The organism is Paracoccus sp. BR5-17, from assembly GCF_055693925.1.
This window is the reverse complement of sequence record NZ_JBVFUV010000004.1, coordinates 104,399-123,042: the sequence shown is the minus strand read 5'-3', so window position 1 is coordinate 123,042 and position 18,644 is coordinate 104,399. Positions and strand designations below refer to the sequence as shown.

The following is an 18,644-nucleotide window of genomic DNA, read 5'->3' as shown; positions in this document are numbered from 1 at the left end:
CGCCTTCACGAGCAACTCGGTGCCGCCGCCGCCGAAGCGGAATGGGTGATGAAAGACCCGCTTCTGGCGTCGGTCCGAACGTTCGGCGCCGCGACCGTGCTGGCCGCCGGCCCCTGGCTGGTGGCGGTGGCGGCCCTGGCGATCATCTCGGTCACGATGACGCCCGTGATGGGCTACGCCGCGATCGAGGATTTGCGCCTGACGGTGGTCTATGCGTTCTGCATCGCTCCTCTGGTTGCCGGGCCGGTCGGCTCGGTCGCGGCGCGCGCGATCTCGGCCGCGGTGGATGCCGGGCGGACCGACACCATTGCCGAGATGTTCCTTTCTGCTGCCGCCTTGTCGGGCGTGGCGGCGCAGGTCATCGCCATCGCGGTCTGCCTGATCCTGGGCATCGGACCTGCGGGCATCGCGGCCGGCTTCGTCTTTCTGACCGCGGCGGCCGCCCTGCTCTGGACCAGCTTCGCGGTTCTGGCCGCAGTCCGCTCGCACGGCTTCCTCATCGCAGCCTTCACGGGCGGCATGATCCTGTCGGTCGCCTGCGCCCTTCTGGCGGCGGTCCACGCCCCCACGACCGAGGTGCTGATCTGGTCCTTCGCCGCCGGCGTGGCGCTTTGCGTCGCCCTGTCGATCCGCCACATCCAGATGATGTTCCCCTGCAGCTATTACAGCTTGGTGCGCACCTTCACGGATCAGCTGGCGCAGTTGCGCGGCAGCGCCGTTCTGTGCATCGGCGTGCTGTTTGCCATCTGCGGGGTATGGATCGACAAGTGGGTGTTCTGGCTTGGCTCCGAAGGCGCGCGATCAGCGGCAGGCTTCCTGCATTCCAGTGGCTATGACAGCGTGATGTTCCTGGCGCATCTTTCGGTCATCCCCACCTATGCCGCGCTGCTGGTCTTCCACCACGGCGATCTGGTCGCCATCATCGACCGCTTCAGGTCGGCGATCGAGGCGCGCGCGACCTACGGGTTGATCCGCGAGCGCCTGGAGGAACTGGAGAGCGTCGCCTGGTCGGGCGTCTTCACCATCGCCTTCGTCCAGGGGGCGGTCACGATCGGTGTCGTCCTGATGTCGCCGCTGCTGGCGAAGTGGCTGGATTTCAGCTTCGGGCAGTTCCTGATGCTGCGCGTCGGTCTGATCGGCGTGTTTCTTCATTCCGTCATGTTCCTGTGCTGCGCCCTTCTTCTGGTGACCAACCGCATCCGGCACTTCGCGGTCATCCAGGGGGTCTTCCTGCTGCTCAACCTTGCCATCAGCCTGGGCCTTCATGCGACCATCGGGATGTCGGCCTATGCCTTTCTGGCAAGTTCGCTGCTGGGCGCGGGCGCGGCGGTATATGCAGCCTATCACGCCCTCGATTCATTCGACTACGATCTGTTTTTGGGGGAAAACGATTCCCTTTACCCAAAGGCCTTCATGACCCCGCAGAATTAGACTCACTTCTTGTTCCTGCGGTTGCAGAACCCGAATAACTTATGCGGAAAGGTTGAATGTAAAAGCCTTTGACACCTGAAACTACCTCCTGTCCCCAAAATCAAAATAAATTTGTTAATGAATCTTAACGGGCTGCCGGAAACCAGGAGACCGTCCTGCTAAAGACGATGACAGGGATGCACACCGTCATTAACATGAAGCCAGCGGTTGAAGCTCGGGCAATCGCTCTGGTGGCTAGTTAGCGTCTTTGCTGGTCATCGATCCGTCGCGCGACGGCACGGATGCCGGCCGCTTCTCTCGCGCCGAGATCGTGCGCATGAAGGACGGGATGGGCGGGCCTTCGGTCGTTGCCTCCTATCTCTCCATCGGTGAGGCGTCTGATTACCGCGACTATTGGCAGGACGGCTGGACGGCAAGCGGCAAGGCCCCGGGCAGGTTGACCGGCCAGGCGCCGGACTGGCTGGGTCCGGTCAACCCGGAATGGCCGGAATCCCGCAAGGTGCGGTACTGGGATGCCGACTGGCAGAGGATTCTCTTCAACAACGACGGAACGGGCGAGATCGACGCCATCGTTCGGGCAGGCTTCGATGCGGCCTATCTTGACATCGTGGACGCCTATCACTTCTGGGGAACCGAGGCAGCCCAAGGAGACAGGGCTCCCGGCGACCCGGCGAACGACAGGCAGGCCGCTCAGCGGATGGTGGATTTCGTTGTCGCGCTGACCGCCCATGCGCGCGAGGTCAATCCGCATTTCTTCGTCATCCCCCAGAACGGGGCCTTCATCCTTGACGACCTTGGATCCGATCCCGGACGCCGGCGGGCTTATCTGGATGCGATCGGCGGCATCGCCGTCGAGGATCTGTACACCGGCGGCAGCAACGACGAGAACAATCCGTTCCGCCCGGATCGCGCGCAGATCGCGACGCTGCAAAGGGACTTCCTGCAGAACGGCAAGCCGGTGTTTGTCGTCGACTATCTCAGCGATCCGAAGCTGATCGCGAACTTCCACCAGCGAGCCATCCAGGACGGGTTTGTCCCCTATGCGGCCCCCGACCGCGATCTCGATCGGATGGCGCCTCCTCACGACGGCACCCGCGCCTATCACCGCCCGACCGACCGCGCGGATGTTCTTCGAGGGTCGCCCCTGGATGACGTGATCGACGGGCTGGCGGGGAATGACAGGATCGAGGGACGAGCCGGCCCCGACCGCCTCCGCGGCGGCCCCGGCCACGATATGCTGGCGGGCGGCCCGGGCAACGATGTTCTGGCAGCAGGAACGGGCAACGACATCCTACGCGGCGGTCTGGGGGCTGACCGTCTGAACGGAGGGCGGGGCAACGACAGCTACTTCATCGATCGCGCCGACACGATCATCGAGGCGGCCCGTCAAGGCATCGACAAGGTCGTGACGGGCTTCAGCTACACGTTGGGTAAGAACCTCGAGAACCTTGCCCTGGCGGGAGATGCGGCGGTCAACGGCACCGGCAACGCGCTGAACAACCGTCTCACCGGGAACGCGGCCGCGAACATCCTCAGGGGCGGGGCGGGCCAGGACAGTCTTGAAGGAGGCAGGGGAAGGGATGTCCTGGACGGCGGCGTGGATCAAGCCGGCGATGTCTTCGTCTTCGCGTCGCCGCTGGACAGCCGGGCAGGCAGGAACCGCGACGTCGTCGTCAATTTCACCCCGGGCGTGGACGATCTGGATCTTCGCGCGGTCGATGCGGTTACCTCGACACTTCAGGACAACGAGTCCTTTCGGTGGTCAGGCAACGCACCTGCAGCCCATTCCGTCTGGTGGTCGGCTGTTCCCGGACGTGGCGTCCTGGTCATGGGCGATGTTACCGGTGACGCGCAGCCCGACCTCGAGATCCTCCTCAACGGCCTGAGAATGCTGAGCTTCGATGACGTCTTGGGGTGATCCCCCTTGATCGATGAGCGATCTTTTCTGACTGCCCGGACAGGCAGATGGCGACTGCGACCCTTCGGCCCGAAGAACCTTCCTTCCAGGTTGATGTCTTGCGGGGCGGGCATGGCAGCCCGCCTTTAGGCTGCGATGACTGGTCCCTGCAGGGTCAACTCCAACCGGCCTTACAGGCTGCCGAAAGCCAGCCGTTCGCCGTCTACTTGGGCTGTGGCCTTCCCCCGCTACAGCCGCACAATTGTCTGATAATGCGGATCAGAAGCCGCTGCGGACATCATCGATTTGCAGCCGGTAAACCGTGTTTATCGACGTGGCTTGCAGAGCGTCGTGCAAGGCCAATTCTGCGGCTGAAAAGATGCGTCTCACCGGCCTGGCGCTGCTGAAACCCTGTGTTGGCAGGGCGCCCTGGCGTGGTATCTGCATCCCTGCGCGTTTCTGAAAGAGCATCGATCCCCGACAACGGTATTTGTAAACGCAGACAAACGGTCGTTTCGTCGGATTACTGAAAATTGTATTTCCTGTCGTGGTGCCGTTGACCGGGGCTGTGTCCCATGTGGTGGTGTAGGAGGCCGCGCGCGGAGCCTTTGGCGTAGCGCAGCGCGCGGCCGTAGGTAACGCTGGCGGTCATCGCCGATCTTCGGAGTAGGTTTGGGTTGCAAGACCTGAAACCTGGAATGGAGACGACGATGACCAATGACAGAATGGCGCTAATCGAGCTGGTTGAGAAGCAGGCTGATGGCGATCTCGTGCGCGAGATGCTGGCCTTTGCGGCCGAGCGGATCATGGAAGCCGAAGTTGAGGCGCGGACAGGGGCTGCCAAGGGGCGCGAACGCCCCTGCGGGAGGTTCAGCGCAACGGATACCGTGACCGCGATTGGGACACCCGTGCCGGGCGGATCACGCTGGAGATCCCGAAGCTCCGGAAGGGCAGCTACTTTCCCAGCTTTCTGGAACCGCGCCGCACAGCCGAGAAGGCCTTGGTGGCGGTGATCCAGGAAGCCTATGTTCACGGTGTCTCAACCCGCTCGGTCGACGACCTGGGGCTGTGTCCCATGTGGTGGTGTAGGAGGCCGCGCGCGGAGCCTTTGGCGTAGCGCAGCGCGCGGCCGTAGGTAACGCTGGCGGTCATCGCCGATCTTCGGAGTAGGTTTGGGTTGCAAGACCTGAAACCTGGAATGGAGACGACGATGACCAATGACAGAATGGCGCTAATCGAGCTGGTTGAGAAGCAGGCTGATGGCGATCTCGTGCGCGAGATGCTGGCCTTTGCGGCCGAGCGGATCATGGAAGCCGAAGTTGAGGCGCGGACAGGGGCTGCCAAGGGGGCGCGAACGCCCCTGCGGGAGGTTCAGCGCAACGGATACCGTGACCGCGATTGGGACACCCGTGCCGGGCGGATCACGCTGGAGATCCCGAAGCTCCGGAAGGGCAGCTACTTTCCCAGCTTTCTGGAACCGCGCCGCACAGCCGAGAAGGCCTTGGTGGCGGTGATCCAGGAAGCCTATGTTCACGGTGTCTCAACCCGCTCGGTCGACGACCTGGTCAAGGCCATGGGCGCAGGCGGCATGTCCAAAAGCCAGGTCAGCCGCCTCTGCGCCGAGATCGACGAGCGGGTGAATGCGTTCCTGAGCCGTCCGTTGGAGGGCGCTTGGCCCTACCTGTGGCTCGACGCGACCTACCTGAAGGTGCGCGAAGGCGGGCGGATTGTCAGCCATGCCGTGATAATCGCTGTCGCCGTGAACGAGGATGGCAAGCGCGAGGTGCTGGGGGTCGCGACTGGCCTCTCTGAGGCCGAGGCGTTCTGGATGAAGTTCCTGCGCTCCTTAGCCGACCGCGGTTTGCGCGGCGTGAAGCTGGTAATCGCCGACGACCACAAGGGTCTGCGGGCCGCCGCGCGCCGGGTCTTCAACGCAACCCACCAGAGATGCCGGGTTCATTGGATGCGCAACGCCTTGGCCCATGCTCCAGCCAAGAGCCGCACCGCCATGGCGGCGATGCTGAAGACGATCTTCGCTCGAGGCAAACCAAGGCCGAGGCGGAAAAGCAGTGGGATATCGTCGCGGATGCGTTGCGTGAGAAGCAGTCGAAGCTGGGCGCCCTGATGGACGCCTCCCGTGACGACGTGCTGGCCTACATGTCCTTCCCCCGCGAACACTGGGCTCAGATCGCCAGCACAAATCCACTGGAACGGGTGAACCGCGAGGTGAAGCGACGCGCTGACGTGATCGGCATCTTTCCGAACGATGATGCAGTCATTCGTCTCGTCGGCGCGCTGATGCTCGAGACAAACGACGAGTGGACCGTCGCCCGGCGCTATATGAGCCTTGAAACGCTCGCCCGCGTCACCGACAATCCCAACGTCAGGCTGCCCGCCGTGGCATCCTGATCGAACCCTAATCTTTCCGGGGGTCGGCGCTCATACACCATGCCCTGGGGCACTATCTTGACCGGAGGCGGGCAGGACTTGCGCGGACGGGTCAGTTCCACCGCGAGGATGCGCGCCGCGAGGCCAGAAGCAGGTTCGTCTCGGAGGTGACAACCCCTTCCAGGCTGCGGATCCGGCGCAGGGCCTCGTCCAGTTCGGCCAGGGATTGCGTCGAGATCTCGACCACCAGATCCCACTTGCCGTTTGTGGAATGAACGGCGGTGACCTGCGCCATGCCCGACAGGCGCGCCATGATGCGGTCGCCGCCGCGGCCCTCGATCCCGATCAGCACGAGGCCGCGCACCGGCGCGTCCGAGACATCGCCCCGGGTCACGGCGGTATAGCCCAGGATCTCTCCCTTCTGCTGCAGGCGCGCCATGCGCAACCGCACGGTCGCCCGGGTCACGCCCAGCCGATCCGCCAGATGCTGGACCGAGGCGCGCCCGTCCCGGCGCAGTTCCGCGATCAGTCGCTGGTCAAGTTCGTCCACTTCGGCAAGTTTCCCTGTCCACTTCGGTCAGTTTGCCTGCCGAACCTGCGGATTGTCCAGTTGAACGATGCCTCTTTTGCGCAGCATCCTTCCCCAAAGGAACCAGGATGACCATGACCCGACCCATTCCTATTAGCGCGCCCGTGGATAGCCGCCAGCGGCAGCCGGGCTGCCTGAGGGGATCCGCGGCCCTGCGCCGGGCGGGGCTGCGGCCGCGTCTTGAGGCCCTGATCTTGGAAGTGGGCAACCGCGGCGACCTGTCGCTGCCAGAGGTTCTGCCGCACCTTCCTTGCGCACGCCGCGCACTGGACCGGCTGGCCGCGGCGCCGGCCTGCGAACTGATCCACGATGGCGGGCTGACGACCTCGCGGGCCCTGGTCAGGCCGAACGCCTTCCTGAACCGACGCGGTCCCAGCATCCGGCCGATCGCCGGACCGACCGGCAGCCTGATGAGCCCGCGGTCTTCGGCCGCCGCACCCGTTCATTCACCTGTAGGAGATTTCCATGACACCGCCTTCGCGTCAGGCGCTTGTTCCGTTCGTCAGCGTCGATCACATGATGCGCCTGGTCCTGCATGTCGGGATCGAACAGATGATGGTCGAACTGACCGATGCCATCGAGGCCGACTTCCGTCGCTGGCCGCAGTTCGACAAGACCCCCCGGGTCGCCAGCCATTCCGACATCGGCGTGATCGAGTTGATGCCCACCTCGGACGGGCAGCATTACGGCTTCAAGTATGTGAACGGCCATCCGGGCAACATGCGACGGGGCCTGCAGACGGTCACGGCCTTCGGCCTGCTGGCCGACGTGGCGACGGGCTATCCGGTGATGCTGTCGGAAATGACCATCCTGACGGCGCTGCGGACCGCCGCCACAAGCGCGATGGCCGCCAGATGGCTGGCGCCGCGCGACGCCCGCGTGATGGCGATGATCGGCAACGGCGCACAGGCCGAGTTCCAGGCCCTGGCCATGAAGGCGGTCTGCGGGATCGAGGAGGTGCGGCTATACGACATCGACCCCGCCGCCACGCGCAAATGCGCGGCGAACCTGGCGGGGCGCGGGCTGCGGGTGGTGCCCTGCACCAGCGCCGAGGAGGCGATCCTGGGCGCGCAGATCATCACCACCTGCACCGCCGACAAGCAATACGCCACCATCCTGACCGACAACATGGTTGGCGGCGGGGTGCATATCAACGCCGTGGGCGGCGACTGTCCCGGCAAGACCGAACTGCACCGCGACATCCTTCTGCGCGCCGGCATCTTTGTCGAATACCCGCCCCAGACGCGGATCGAGGGCGAGATCCAGCAACTGGACCCCGATCATCCGGTGACGGAACTGTGGCAGGTGATTGCAGGCAAGGCGCCGGGCCGGACGGGCGCGGCCCAGGTGACGCTGTTCGACAGCGTGGGCTTCGCGATCGAGGATTTCAGCGCCCTGCGCCACATCCACGGCCGCCTGCGCGGAACCGGGTTCTTCCAGGAACTGGACATGATCGCCGATCCCGACGATCCGCGCGACCTGTTCGGGATGATCTGCCGGGCCGAGGCTGCCCACGCCGCCTGACGCCAACGCCGCCCCTGGCCGGGGCGGCCCCCGGTCAGGCCGCCTGCGCTGCCAGGAAGCCTTGCAGGCGTTCGGTCCGGGGGCGGCTCAGGACCTCTTGCGGGTTGCCCTGTTCGGCGATGACGCCCTGATCCAGGAACACCACCCGGTTGGCGACGTCGCGGGCGAAGTTCATCTCGTGCGTGACGACGATCATGGTGCGCCCTTCCTCGGCCAGGCTGCGCATGACGCGCAGCACCTCGCCCACGAGTTCGGGATCGAGCGCACTGGTCGGTTCGTCGAACAGCATCAGGTCGGGTTCCATCGCAAGGGCGCGGGCGATGGCCACGCGCTGCTGTTCGCCCCCCGACAGGAAGCCTGGATAGGCGTCCTTCCTGTGCGACACGCCCACGCGGGCCAGGTAGTGGTCGGCCCGCTCGCCCGCCTCGGCGCGGCTCAGGCCGTGGACGCGGACCGGCCCCAGCATGACGTTGTCGCGCGCGGTCATGTGGGACCACAGGTTGAACTGCTGGAAGACCATCGTCACCCGCGCGCGGAAGGCGCGCAAGTGGGCGGGGTCGGCCGCCCTCTGGTCGCCGTTGCGGTCGCGCTTGCAGGCCATCACCTGCCCGCCAAGCGCGATCTGGCCCTGGGTCGGATGTTCCAGGAAGTTCAGGCAGCGCAGGAAGGTGCTTTTGCCGGACCCGGACGATCCGATCATCGAGATCACGTCGCCCTTCTGGGCAGCAAGGCTGATGCCGCGCAGCACTTCCCGGGTGCCGAAGCTTTTGCGGATGTCGGTAGCGTTCAGCATGGTCATGGCATGGTCCTCAGGGGCTGAGCAGCGGGCCGTCGCGGAAGGGCCGCTCGCCGGCGATCTTGCCCAGGCGCTTTCCGGCTTCGGCGATGCGAGTGGCGGGGCGGGCGTAGAAGACGCCGCTGGTGCTGGCGCGCACGGGAATCACCCGGCCGGATTCCAGGTCGGTGATCTCGGCCAGGATGTCGCCCGCCTGCACCCGGCTTCCCAAGGGCACCGCATAGGACAGCAGCCCGGGCGCGGGCGCGGTCAGCGCCTCGGATCCGGCAAGGGGCGTGGGCTTGCAGGCGGCGGGGGGCAGATCGACGCTGCCCGACAGCACACCCAGATGCGTCAGGTAATCCAGGATCGCCCGGGCGTCGCGCAGTCCCAGGCTGCGGCAGACATCCGATCGCCCGCGCAGTTCCACGGTGGTGCTGGCGCAGCCCAGGGGGATCGGGTGGCCGGGAAAACGCGCGGCAATCGCGCCCCAGGGGCCGGACAAGGCCTCGTCGAAGGGATGGCCGCCCGAGACCTCGGCCAGCAGCACGGCCCGGCAGCCGGTCAGGGCCGCCAGCGGCGCCAGCCGGTCCCAGGCCGCAGGCTGGGTGTACAGATGCATCTCGGCCTCGCCGTCGCAATGCAGGTCCAGCACCACGTCGGCATCGAGCGCGAGGCCCATCAGGTGATGGCGCAGCGCCTCGGCCGGGCCCACCGGCTGGCGGTCCTGCAGGGCCGCGCGCAGGGCGTCCCGCACCAGGGCCACATTGCGCGCGGGATCGTCGGTGAGCCTGCCTTCCAGCCGGGCGGCGGCGTCATCCGTCAGGTCGGGATAGTCGCGGTTGAAGTTGCGCCCGTCGTACAGATCGAAGCGCCCGGAGTGATCGCCGTGAAGCACCTGCCCCAGCCCCAGCGGATTGGCGAAGGGCACGACCGTCACATGGCCCTGCAGCAGTCCGTCCCGTTCCGCCTGCGCCAGCAGATCGGCCAGCAGCCGCGCCACCATCATGCCCGGTCCTTCGTCGGCATGAAGCCCGCCCTGGACATGCACCTGCGGCCGGGCCCCGGGGTCACCGAAGGACAGGGTCAGGACTTGGTGGCGCGTGCCGGGGCCGCGTCCGGGCAGGGAAAAGCAGCGTTCACGCATGGGCAGAGGCTTTCACGGGTTCGGGCATCGGCGTCGCGCTTGCGCGCGGGTCGAGATGGCGCAGGAAATGGCGTTCCAGAAGCCGAAACAGGCCGGCCAGACACAGGGTCAGCCCCAGATAGAAGACCGCCGCCATGCCGAAGCTTTCGGGGATTCTGAGATAGTTCGTATAGACATCGCGTCCGACGCGCAGGATCTCGACGATGGTGACGCTGCTGGCCAGGGCGGTGGCGTGCATCAGCTGGATGATCTCGTTGCCGTATTGCGGCAGGGCGCGGCGCCAGGCGCCCGGCCAGAACACGTCGCGGAAGACCTGCGCGCGCGTCAGGCCCATCGCCCGTGCGGCCTCGATCTCTCCGGCGGGGGTGGTGCGGATCGCGCCGGCAAAGATCTCGGTCGTGTAGGCGGTGGTGTTCAGCGTGAAGGCGGCCCAGGCGCAGAACCACGGGTCGCGCAGCAGCGGCCAGAGGGCGCTGTCCCGGATCACCCCGAACTGCGGCAGGCCGTAATAAAGGATGAACAGCTGCACCAGAAGCGGTGTCCCGCGGATCACGAAGGTGAAGCCGAAGACCGGCCAGCGGATGAAGGGGCTGCGCGCCGAGCGGGCCACCGACAGCGGCACCGACAGCAGCAGCCCAGCGACCGCCGATGTCGCCAGCAGCAGCAGCGTCATCTGAAGCCCGTGCCAGAAGGCGGGCAGCATCTCGCGCACGATGGTCCAGTCGATCATGCGGCCGCCTCCGGCCGGATGCCGCGCGACATGCGGCGGTTCAGCGCGCCAAGCGCCAGGACCGAGACCGTCGTGACGGCCAGATAGATCGCCCCGATCAGCGCATAGAAGGTGAAGGGCTCGCGGGTTGCGGCGGATGCCAGGGATGCGCGGTGGACCATGTCGTCCAGCCCGATGATCGACACCAGGGCCGTCGCCTTCAGCATCACCAGCCAGTTGTTGGTGAAGCCGGGAATCGCATGGCGGATCATCTGCGGGATGACGATGTCGCGCATCACCTGGCCGCGCGACAGGCCCATCGCGTGCCCGGCCTCGATCTGGCCGCGGGGGATGGCCAGGATCGCGCCCCGGAACGTCTCGGTCAGGTAGGCGCCATAGACAAAGCCCAGCGTGATCGTGCCCGCCGCGAAGGCGTTGACATCCAGGTAGCCCCAGCCTTGCGCCGCGGCCAGGCGGTTCAGCAGGATCTGCCCGCCGTAGAAGACGATCAGCATCAGCAGCAGGTCCGGCAGGGCGCGGATGATGGTGGTGTAGAGCCCCGCCAGCCCGCGCAGGACGGGCGAATGGGACAGCTTGGCGCTTGCCCCCGCCATGCCGAAGACGCAGGCAACCGCCAGCGACACGACCGCCACCGACAGCGTCACCCGCAACCCGTCCAGGATCATCGGCAGATAGCCGTGAAACATGGTCTTTCCCCTTGGATCGGGCGCCCCCGCGCACCGGGGGCGCGGCAGGTCACTGGCGGGCGTGGGGCGGGGTGATGTCGAAGTCGAAGTACCGCGCGGCCATCGCGGCATAGCTGCCGTCTTCCATGATCGCCGCCAGGGCCTCGTTCACGCGGGTCCGCAGCGCCTCGTCGCCCTTGCGCATGGCGATGCCCACGCCTCCGTCCACGCTGTCGGTCAGGGTCAGCGTCTCGCCCACCTGGACGAACCCCTCGCCCTCGGGCTGCTTGAGGAAGGCCTCGGCCGAGACGACCGAGGAGCCGAAGGCGATGTCGCCGCGCCCGGCCGCCAGCTCCAGACAGACCGCCGGTTCCCGGTCGACCGCCAGGATGCGGCTGTCGGGATAGGTGGCTTCCAGATACTGCGCGCGGGGACTGTTGCGCAGCACGATGATCGTCTTGCCAGCCAGTTCCTCGGGGCTGTAGCCTTCGAAGGCGCCCTCGGCGGCGATGAAGCGCGAGGGAACGTCGTAATAGGGATCGGAAAAATCGACTACCTTCTTCCGTTCGTCGGTGATCGTCATCGAGGCCACGATCATGTCGAACTTGTTAGCCGCCAGGGCCGGGATCATCCCGTCCCATTCCTGCTGCACCAGCGTGCAGTCCGCCTGCATTTGCGCGCAGACGGCATTGGCGATGTCAATGTCGAAGCCGGTCAGGGTGCCGTCGGGGGACACCTGGCTGAAGGGCGGATAATTGCCTTCGACGCCGATGCGGATCTGGTCCTGGGCGACGGCGGGCAGGGCAAGGCCCACAAGGGACAGCGCGGCAAGGATCGTGCGCATGATGGAAGCTCCTGTCGGGACGGATTGTCGTGATTGTTTTTCTTTCATATGATTGAAAAATGAAAATGGATCCGTCAACAGAAATTTCCGGCTGGAGCGCGGGCGCTGCCCGCCGTTTCGCGGAAAGCCAGCTTGGCCAACAGGTTGTGGCCCGTCTTCGCACCGGCTCGAAATCGCAGCGCGCCCTGTCCGACCTGATCCTGCGCGATCCCGTCTTCATCGCGACCCATGGAATCGAGGATGTGTCGCGCCTGTCGGGGATCTCGGCCAGCACCATCAGCCGGTATGTCCGGGACCTGGGAATCGACAGCTACGGGGCGTTCCGCGCCGATCTGGCCGACCGCGTCCACGCGCTGATTGCCCCGGTCACGAAGCTGGAGAACCGTCTGGCCGAGGCTGCGGGCGCCTCCTCGCCGGCGGATGCCTCGCTTTCGGCCGCCTCGGCGCATCTCGAGGCACTGTCGGACCGCGAAACCGCCGCCGCCCTGCGCCAGGCGTCCGAGATGCTGCAGCAGGCGCGGCACGTCTGGATCATGGGGTTCGGCCTGTCCGCGCATCTGGCGGCGATCCTGGCGCTTGGGCTTGAACCGTATCGGGACGGCATCCTGAACGTGGTGCAATACGGTGGCACCGAGGTCGCGGCAGGCCGCGTGATGGCGGCGGAGCAGGACGACGTGGTCGTGGCGATCTCGTTTCCGCGCTATTCCAGCGACGTGGTCCAGCTGGCGCGCATGGCCCGCGCGACGGGCGCCCGGCTTATCGCCCTGACCGATTCCCCCGCTGCGCCCCTGGCCCAGATCTGCGACCAGCTTCTGGTCGCCCCCGCCCAGCATCCGGTCCTGCCGTCGTCCTGCCTGCCGGGCCTGGCCGTCATCGAGGCGCTTGTGTCGCAGTTCCTGATGTCGGATCCGGCCCATGTCGAACGCGCGAAACGGCTGGCCGCCAGCATGGCCGCCTATCTGTCCGACCAGGGATAGGGTCGGTCCCGATCCCGCGACCGGTCTTCGGGTGCTGGTCCCGGGCCCTGCATCCCGCGCAAGCGCCGGCTGAGCCTGGACCTGCGGGGACGGGCCGGTGGGGCGTTGGCCATCGCCACGCGCATCCCCAGGGGAACAGAGGCGGGGTCTGGCGGTTCTTCCCTGGCGGCACGGGCGGGCTGCGGCAGAACCTGCGGGCGGAACGCCGCGGTCCCCTGACCCAAAGCCCCGCCTTGAAGGAGATGGATGCACATGAACGAGGCCAGGGGCCGGCTTTCCAGGGGCAACGCCTTGCGGGCGCTGTGGGATTCGGTTCGCACCAGCCTGTGGTTTCTTTCCGCCCTCATGGGGCTTCTTGCGCTTGGCCTGACGGCGGGGGCCCTGGCCCTGGACGACCGGCTGGGGCAAGGGCCGGACGAAAGTTTCCCCCGGCTGATCTATGTCAGTGGCGCCGACCAGGCCCGAGAGCTGCTGGCGACCGTGCTGACCTCGATGATCACGATGGCAAGCCTTGTCTTCTCGATCACGATGGTGGTGCTGACGCTTGCCGCCGGGCAGTTCGGGCCGCGGCTGATCCGCAACTTCATGGCCAGCCTGCGCACGCAGTTCGTCCTGGGCACCTTCGTGCTGACGATCATCTACTGCCTGCTGCTGCTGGCCTCGGTCGGCCCTGACGACGGGGGCGGGTCCAACGCCTATCTCTCGGTCAGCGTGGCGATCGGGCTGGCGCTGTTCAGCGTCGCGCTGCTGGTGGTCTTCATCCACGACCTGGCGGTCTCGATCATGTCCGAGACGCTGATCGAGGCGGTCGGCAAGGAACTGGACCAAGGGGTGCGGGAATTGCGGCCCCTGTCCCAGGGTCTTGACCCCGAACCGGCGCTGCCCGAGGATTTCGCAGACCGCGCCGCCCTGTCGGGGGTGGAGGCATCCGGCTATGTCCAGGCGATCGAGTTCGGCCGGATCGTCGAGGCCGCGCAGGCGGCCGATGTCGTGGTCGGCCTTTTCCTGCGCGCCGGCGACTTCGCCATCCCGAACGGCCGGGCCTTCGGCATCCATCCCGCCGAACGCGCCGACCCGGACCTGACCAGGGCCATCGCCGGATCGATCAGCCTCGGCGCCCACCGCACGCCCGTCCAGGACATCGAGTTCTCGATCCGCCACCTGGTCGAGATCGCCGTGCGGGCGCTGTCGCCCAGCATCAACGACCCCTACACGGCGGTCTCGGTCATTCACCGGTTGTCGGCGGCATGGCCCGAACTGATGGGCCGGGCGGTCCCGCAGGGAGTGTTCCGCGACGACCGGGGCCAGGTGCGCGTCATCTGCCCCGTTCCCACCTACGGGACGCTGCTCAACGCCTCGTTCAGTCAGATCCGCCAGAACGGGTCCGGCAAGCCGATCATCCTGATGCATCTGCTGAAGGCGCTTGCCGCCCTGGCCTGCTGCTCGCGCACCGAGGAACAGCGGTCGGCCCTGCGCGATCAGGTCCAGGCGGTTCTCGAGGATGCAAGGCGCGACGTTCCAAACACCGCCGATCTGGAGAATGTCGAACAGCAGGGGCGGCTTGCCTTGCAGGAACTGGACTCCGGCCCGTGCGCGACCGGGGATGGCCGCGACGAAGCGCATCCCCCGGAACCGGGACCGGGGCCGCGGAATTGATCCGGCGACGCGGGCAGATCGCCTGACCGAAGCGGCGATCAGAGGTGCAAATGTCCGACCCCCTACCCCCTGCCGTCGAGGCCCTGGCCCTGCTGCGCGAGATCGGGCCGGCCGAGCGGATCCTGCACGTGGCCCGCGACGAACGCACCGCCGAGGCCCTTGCCGCCTTCCTTGCCGGCGCGCTGCCCGGCCGCCGCGTCCTGTTCCTGCCGCCCTGGGACTGCCTGCCCTTCGACGGCGCCTCGCCCACGGCCGATGCGATGGGCCGGCGCATGGCGGTCCTGCTCCGGCTGCAAGAGGCCCGCCCGGGCGACATCCTGGTGGCGCCGCTCTCGGTGCTGCTGCAGCGCCTGCCGCCGCGGGATGCCATGCGCAGCCTGTGCGTGCGGCCGGGCGATCCCTTGGACACCGCCGTGCTGGAGGCCTTTGCCCGCAGCGCCAGCTATGCCGCGGACGACCGCATCGACGAGCCCGGCGAGATCGCCATCCGCGGCGGCACGATCGAGATCTTCGCGGGCGGCGACGCCCTGCCCTGCCGGATCGAACTGTCGGACGGGGTCGTGACGGCGCTGCGCCGTTTCGATCCCGTCACGCAGCGATCCACCGGCGAGATCGACCGGCTGGACATTCCGCCGGTGACCGAACTGCCCCCCTCGGACGAAGCCTGGCCGCGCGGGGCCGAACATCGCCTGCCGAAGGCGTGGCCAAGCCTGACGACCCTGCCCGACCACATGGCGGACGCGCGGATCCTGGCGCTGCCGGCCACCCTGGCCCTGGCCGAAGGGCGGCTGGCCCGCCTGCAAGAGGCGCGGGCCGAGGCCGAGGCCGACGGCGCCCATCCCCTGCCGGCCGAGGCCCTGTATCTGGGGCCCTCGGACTGGGCGGAGCTGGCGCCGCGGATCACGGCGCTGCCGGTCGGGGACTGGAAGCCGGTTCCCGCCTTTGCCGCCGCCGCCCGGCCGCGGGCGCGGCTGGCGCAGTTTCTGGGCAGCGAGGCCGTGGCGGGGCACCGGGTGGTCTTTGTCGCGGGCTCCGAGCGGGAAGGCAGCCGTGTCGCGCGCATGGTGGCGCAGGCGGATGGCCGGCCGCCCGCCCGCGTCGAGGGCTGGCCCGAGGCGCAAGGCGAGGATCGCGCCCTGTTGCTGGCCGATCTTGCGGAAGGCGCCCTTGCCGACGGCGTGGCCGTCATTACCGCCCAGGATCTGCTGGGAAGCCGCGCCCTGTCGGGCAGCCGGCAGGCGGCGCTGCAGGCGCTGCCCTCGACGGGGCTGGAACTGGGCGATCTTGTCATCCACGAGGATCACGGTCTGGCCCGGCTGGAGGGGCTGGAGCCTCTGGACCCCGCCGATCCCGGCCGCGAGGCCATCCGCCTGAGCTTCGCGCGCGACGAACGCCTGATGGTGCCGACCCATGATGCGGGCCGGATCTGGCGCTATGGCACGGCCGAGGCGGGGGTTGCCCTGGATCGGCTGCGCGGGACCGCCTGGCCCAGGCGACGCGAGGCCACGGCCGAAGCCCTGGCGAGGCTGGCCGATCGTCTGGTGGCGCTTGCCCGGGCGCGCGCTTCGGCGCAGGCGCCCGAACTGGTGCCGCCGTCGCGCGACTATGAACGCTTCGTCGGCCGCTTTCCGTTCCAGCCCACCCCGGACCAGGCGGCGGCGGTGCGCGCGGTGCTGGCCGACATGGCCTCGGGCCGGCCGATGGACCGGCTGGTGATCGGCGACGTGGGCTTCGGCAAGACCGAGATCGCCCTGCGCGCGGCCGCCGCGGCGGCGCTGAGCGGACGGCAGGTGGCGGTCTGCGCCCCCACCACCGTCCTGGCGCGGCAGCATTTCGAGACCTTCCGCCGCCGCTTCGAGCCCTTCGGGATCAGCGTCGGCCACCTGTCCCGGCTGGTCACCGGCAAGCCCGCCGCCGCCGTCCGTGCCGGGCTGGCCGACGGATCCATCCGGATTGCCGTCGGAACCCATGCGCTGCTGGGCAAGGGCGTCGGCTTTGCCGACCTTGGCCTTCTGGTGATCGACGAGGAACAGCGTTTCGGCGCCGCCCACAAGGAAAGCCTGCGCGCCCTGGGCCGCGGCCTGCACGTCCTGTCGATGAGCGCGACCCCCATCCCGCGCACCCTGCAGGCCGCCCTGGTGGGGCTGCAGGATCTGAGCGTCCTGCACACGCCCCCGGCCCGCCGCCGCCCGGTCCGCACGCTGCTGGCCGACGATGGCGACGCCACGTTGCGCCAGGCCCTGCTGCGCGAACACCGTCGCGGCGGCCAAAGCTTCGTCGTCGTCCCCCGCGTCGAGGACATCGCCCCCGTGGCCGAACGCCTGGAACGCCTGCTTCCGGGCCTGCGGCTGCACATGGCGCATGGCGGCCTGTCGGCGCGCGAGATCGACGAGGCGATGGTCGCCTTCGCGGCGGGCGACGGGGATGTCCTGCTGGCGACCGCCATCATCGAAAGCGGTCTGGACGTGGCGCGGGCCAACACCATGGTGATCCTGCGCCCGGCGCTGTTCGGGCTGGCGCAGCTGCACCAGTTGCGCGGACGGGTCGGGCGCGGCCCGGTGCAGGCCTACTGCCATCTTCTGACCCCGGAAGGTGAGGATCTGTCCGAGGATGCGCGAAAGCGGCTGGGGACGCTGCAGGCCATGGACCGGCTGGGCGCGGGCATGGCCGTGAGCGCCGCCGACCTGGACCGGCGCGGCGCGGGCGACCTGCTGGGGGACCGGCAGGCCGGGCATGTGCAGCGGGTGGGTCTGGGCCTTTACCAGCACATGCTGGCGCAGGCCCTGCGCCGGGCGCGCGGCGAGGCCGAGCTTCCCCCGCCGCCGCAGATTCCGGGCGAACCGGGCTACATTCCCGCCGACTACGTCCCCGAACCCGAAAACCGCATCGACCTGTATCACCGGATCGCGCGCGCCTCGGACGCCGAGGAAGTGGCGCGCCTGGCCGAGGAGATCGCCGACCGCTTCGGCCCCGTGCCCGAGCCGGTGGAAACGCTGCTGCGCGCGGCCGGGCTGCGCGCGCTTGGCGCCCGGCTGGGGATCGAGACCCTGAGCCTGGGCCCCGAAGGCGTGGCCCTGCGGTTCCGCAGCGAGGTGGACATGGCCGACCGCCTGCCCCCCACCGCCCGACCGGACGGGCTGGCGGTCGAGGACGGGCAGTTGACGCTGCGCCACCAGGGCCCCGAGGATCGGCTGGACGTGGCCGCCGACCTTCTCGAACGGCTGGCCTGACGCGCCGGGCGGGCGGCGGCCAGGGTCAGGCGGGCGCGATCACCTCGAGCGACGGGAAATAGGTGGTATAGCGGCCGCGGTCGCGGGTCAGCAACCGATAGCCGCGAATGGCCGCATGGGCGCCGATGTAGAAATCCGGCAGCGGAGAGCGGCGCGCACCGCCGCGACGGCGATAGGCCAGGAAGGCCTTTCCCGCCAGGAAGGCCGCGGGCCATGGCAGGGCCTCGCGGTGAAAGACGTCCTGGGGAAGCAGCGTCTCGAGCGTTTCGATCCGGCCATGCGCCACGGACAGTTCGGCATAGATCAGCGGGTTGATGACCAGCCGGGCATCCTGGCCTGCGCGCATCAGCGCATCGGCCGACCATTTCCCCCAGTCGCCGTCCTCGGTCGAGATGTCGATCAGGACATTGGCATCGACCAGGACCGGCGTCATTCGCGGGTCAGCGCCATGATCTCGTCCGTGGACAGGCCGGTGTCGGCGCTGCCGCGCAGGCCGTCGATGACCGATTGAAGACGGCTGGCCTTCTGGCGGACCCCCTGCCCCGCCGGCAGGACGCGGACCACGCCATCGTCGCCGATCACGAAGTCCACCTCGTCCCCCGGCCGCAGCCCGGCGAAGTCCCGCACGCTTTGGGGAATGGTGACCTGGCCCTTGGTGGTGATGCGCATGGTTCATCCTTTGCGGCAGGTAATACCCGCAGTATTACCATGTCGCCGGCGACAGTGCAATGGGCGACCACAATGAAGAATCGCCTTGTCCGAATCGAAAACAACTGGATAAATTACGCAAC

The 18,644-nt window shown here is 67.8% G+C and carries 14 protein-coding genes and 2 pseudogenes; 8 read left to right on the top strand and 8 right to left on the bottom strand.

Annotated elements, in window-relative coordinates; translation table 11 throughout:
- Positions 1-48: 48 nt before the first annotated feature.
- From pelG to ACZ1HC_RS16020, 4 genes and pseudogenes are all read left to right on the top strand, one after another.
- Complete coding sequence (gene pelG, locus ACZ1HC_RS16035; RefSeq protein WP_472700967.1) at positions 49-1,431, top strand: exopolysaccharide Pel transporter PelG; 1,383 nt, start codon at positions 49-51, stop codon at positions 1,429-1,431.
- Between the two features lie 247 nt (positions 1,432-1,678).
- Entirely contained in the window at positions 1,679-3,349 is a 1,671-nt protein-coding gene (locus ACZ1HC_RS16030) for an MJ1477/TM1410 family putative glycoside hydrolase (protein ID WP_472700966.1), read from the top strand.
- Between the two features lie 689 nt (positions 3,350-4,038).
- A pseudogene (locus tag ACZ1HC_RS16025) lies at positions 4,039-4,391 on the top strand (transposase); the annotation flags it as partial.
- Positions 4,392-4,538: 147 nt separating this feature from the next.
- A pseudogene (locus ACZ1HC_RS16020) lies at positions 4,539-5,737 on the top strand (IS256 family transposase).
- 91 nt (positions 5,738-5,828) lie between these two features.
- Here ACZ1HC_RS16020 and ACZ1HC_RS16015 read toward each other — a convergent pair.
- Positions 5,829-6,266, bottom strand: a complete 438-nt coding sequence (locus ACZ1HC_RS16015; RefSeq protein ID WP_472700965.1) for an Lrp/AsnC family transcriptional regulator — start codon at positions 6,264-6,266, stop codon at positions 5,829-5,831.
- A gap of 504 nt (positions 6,267-6,770) precedes the next feature.
- On the opposite strand from ACZ1HC_RS16015, the gene ACZ1HC_RS16010 reads away from it, so the two are divergent.
- Complete coding sequence (locus ACZ1HC_RS16010; RefSeq protein WP_472700964.1) at positions 6,771-7,829, top strand: ornithine cyclodeaminase; 1,059 nt, start codon at positions 6,771-6,773, stop codon at positions 7,827-7,829.
- 34 nt (positions 7,830-7,863) lie between these two features.
- Here ACZ1HC_RS16010 and ACZ1HC_RS16005 read toward each other — a convergent pair whose 3' ends face one another.
- From ACZ1HC_RS16005 to ACZ1HC_RS15985, 5 genes are read right to left on the bottom strand one after another with little or no spacing between them, the layout of a single operon-like run.
- Positions 7,864-8,628, bottom strand: a complete 765-nt coding sequence (locus ACZ1HC_RS16005; protein WP_472700963.1) for an ABC transporter ATP-binding protein — start codon at positions 8,626-8,628, stop codon at positions 7,864-7,866.
- Between the two features lie 10 nt (positions 8,629-8,638).
- Positions 8,639-9,751: a succinylglutamate desuccinylase/aspartoacylase family protein gene (locus tag ACZ1HC_RS16000; protein WP_472700962.1), complete on the bottom strand. Its 1,113-nt coding sequence runs from the start codon at positions 9,749-9,751 to the stop codon at positions 8,639-8,641.
- Positions 9,744-10,481: an ABC transporter permease gene (locus ACZ1HC_RS15995; protein ID WP_472700961.1), complete on the bottom strand. Its 738-nt coding sequence runs from the start codon at positions 10,479-10,481 to the stop codon at positions 9,744-9,746. The genes ACZ1HC_RS16000 and ACZ1HC_RS15995 overlap by 8 nt, the downstream gene beginning before the upstream one ends.
- Positions 10,478-11,167, bottom strand: coding sequence for an ABC transporter permease (locus ACZ1HC_RS15990; RefSeq protein ID WP_472700960.1), 690 nt, complete (start codon positions 11,165-11,167; stop codon positions 10,478-10,480). Before ACZ1HC_RS15990 ends, ACZ1HC_RS15995 begins: the two co-directional genes overlap by 4 nt.
- A 49-nt stretch (positions 11,168-11,216) precedes the next feature.
- Complete coding sequence (locus ACZ1HC_RS15985) at positions 11,217-11,990, bottom strand: transporter substrate-binding domain-containing protein (protein WP_472700959.1); 774 nt, start codon at positions 11,988-11,990, stop codon at positions 11,217-11,219.
- Between the two features lie 59 nt (positions 11,991-12,049).
- Here ACZ1HC_RS15985 and ACZ1HC_RS15980 point away from each other — a divergent pair, with 59 nt between their 5' ends.
- From ACZ1HC_RS15980 to ACZ1HC_RS15970, 3 genes are all read left to right on the top strand, one after another.
- Positions 12,050-12,967, top strand: a complete 918-nt coding sequence (locus ACZ1HC_RS15980) for a MurR/RpiR family transcriptional regulator (RefSeq protein WP_472700958.1) — start codon at positions 12,050-12,052, stop codon at positions 12,965-12,967.
- A 252-nt stretch (positions 12,968-13,219) separates the two neighbouring features.
- Positions 13,220-14,623, top strand: coding sequence for a DUF2254 domain-containing protein (locus ACZ1HC_RS15975; protein ID WP_472700957.1), 1,404 nt, complete (start codon positions 13,220-13,222; stop codon positions 14,621-14,623).
- Between the two features lie 50 nt (positions 14,624-14,673).
- Positions 14,674-17,853 (top strand): DEAD/DEAH box helicase, encoded by a 3,180-nt coding sequence (locus tag ACZ1HC_RS15970; protein ID WP_472700956.1) that lies wholly within the window; start codon positions 14,674-14,676, stop codon positions 17,851-17,853.
- A 25-nt stretch (positions 17,854-17,878) separates the two neighbouring features.
- Here ACZ1HC_RS15970 and ACZ1HC_RS15965 read toward each other — a convergent pair whose 3' ends face one another.
- Positions 17,879-18,286: a type II toxin-antitoxin system VapC family toxin gene (locus tag ACZ1HC_RS15965; protein WP_472700955.1), complete on the bottom strand. Its 408-nt coding sequence runs from the start codon at positions 18,284-18,286 to the stop codon at positions 17,879-17,881.
- Positions 18,283-18,522, bottom strand: coding sequence for an AbrB/MazE/SpoVT family DNA-binding domain-containing protein (locus ACZ1HC_RS15960; protein ID WP_472700954.1), 240 nt, complete (start codon positions 18,520-18,522; stop codon positions 18,283-18,285). Before ACZ1HC_RS15960 ends, ACZ1HC_RS15965 begins: the two co-directional genes overlap by 4 nt.
- Positions 18,523-18,644 lie beyond the last annotated feature (122 nt).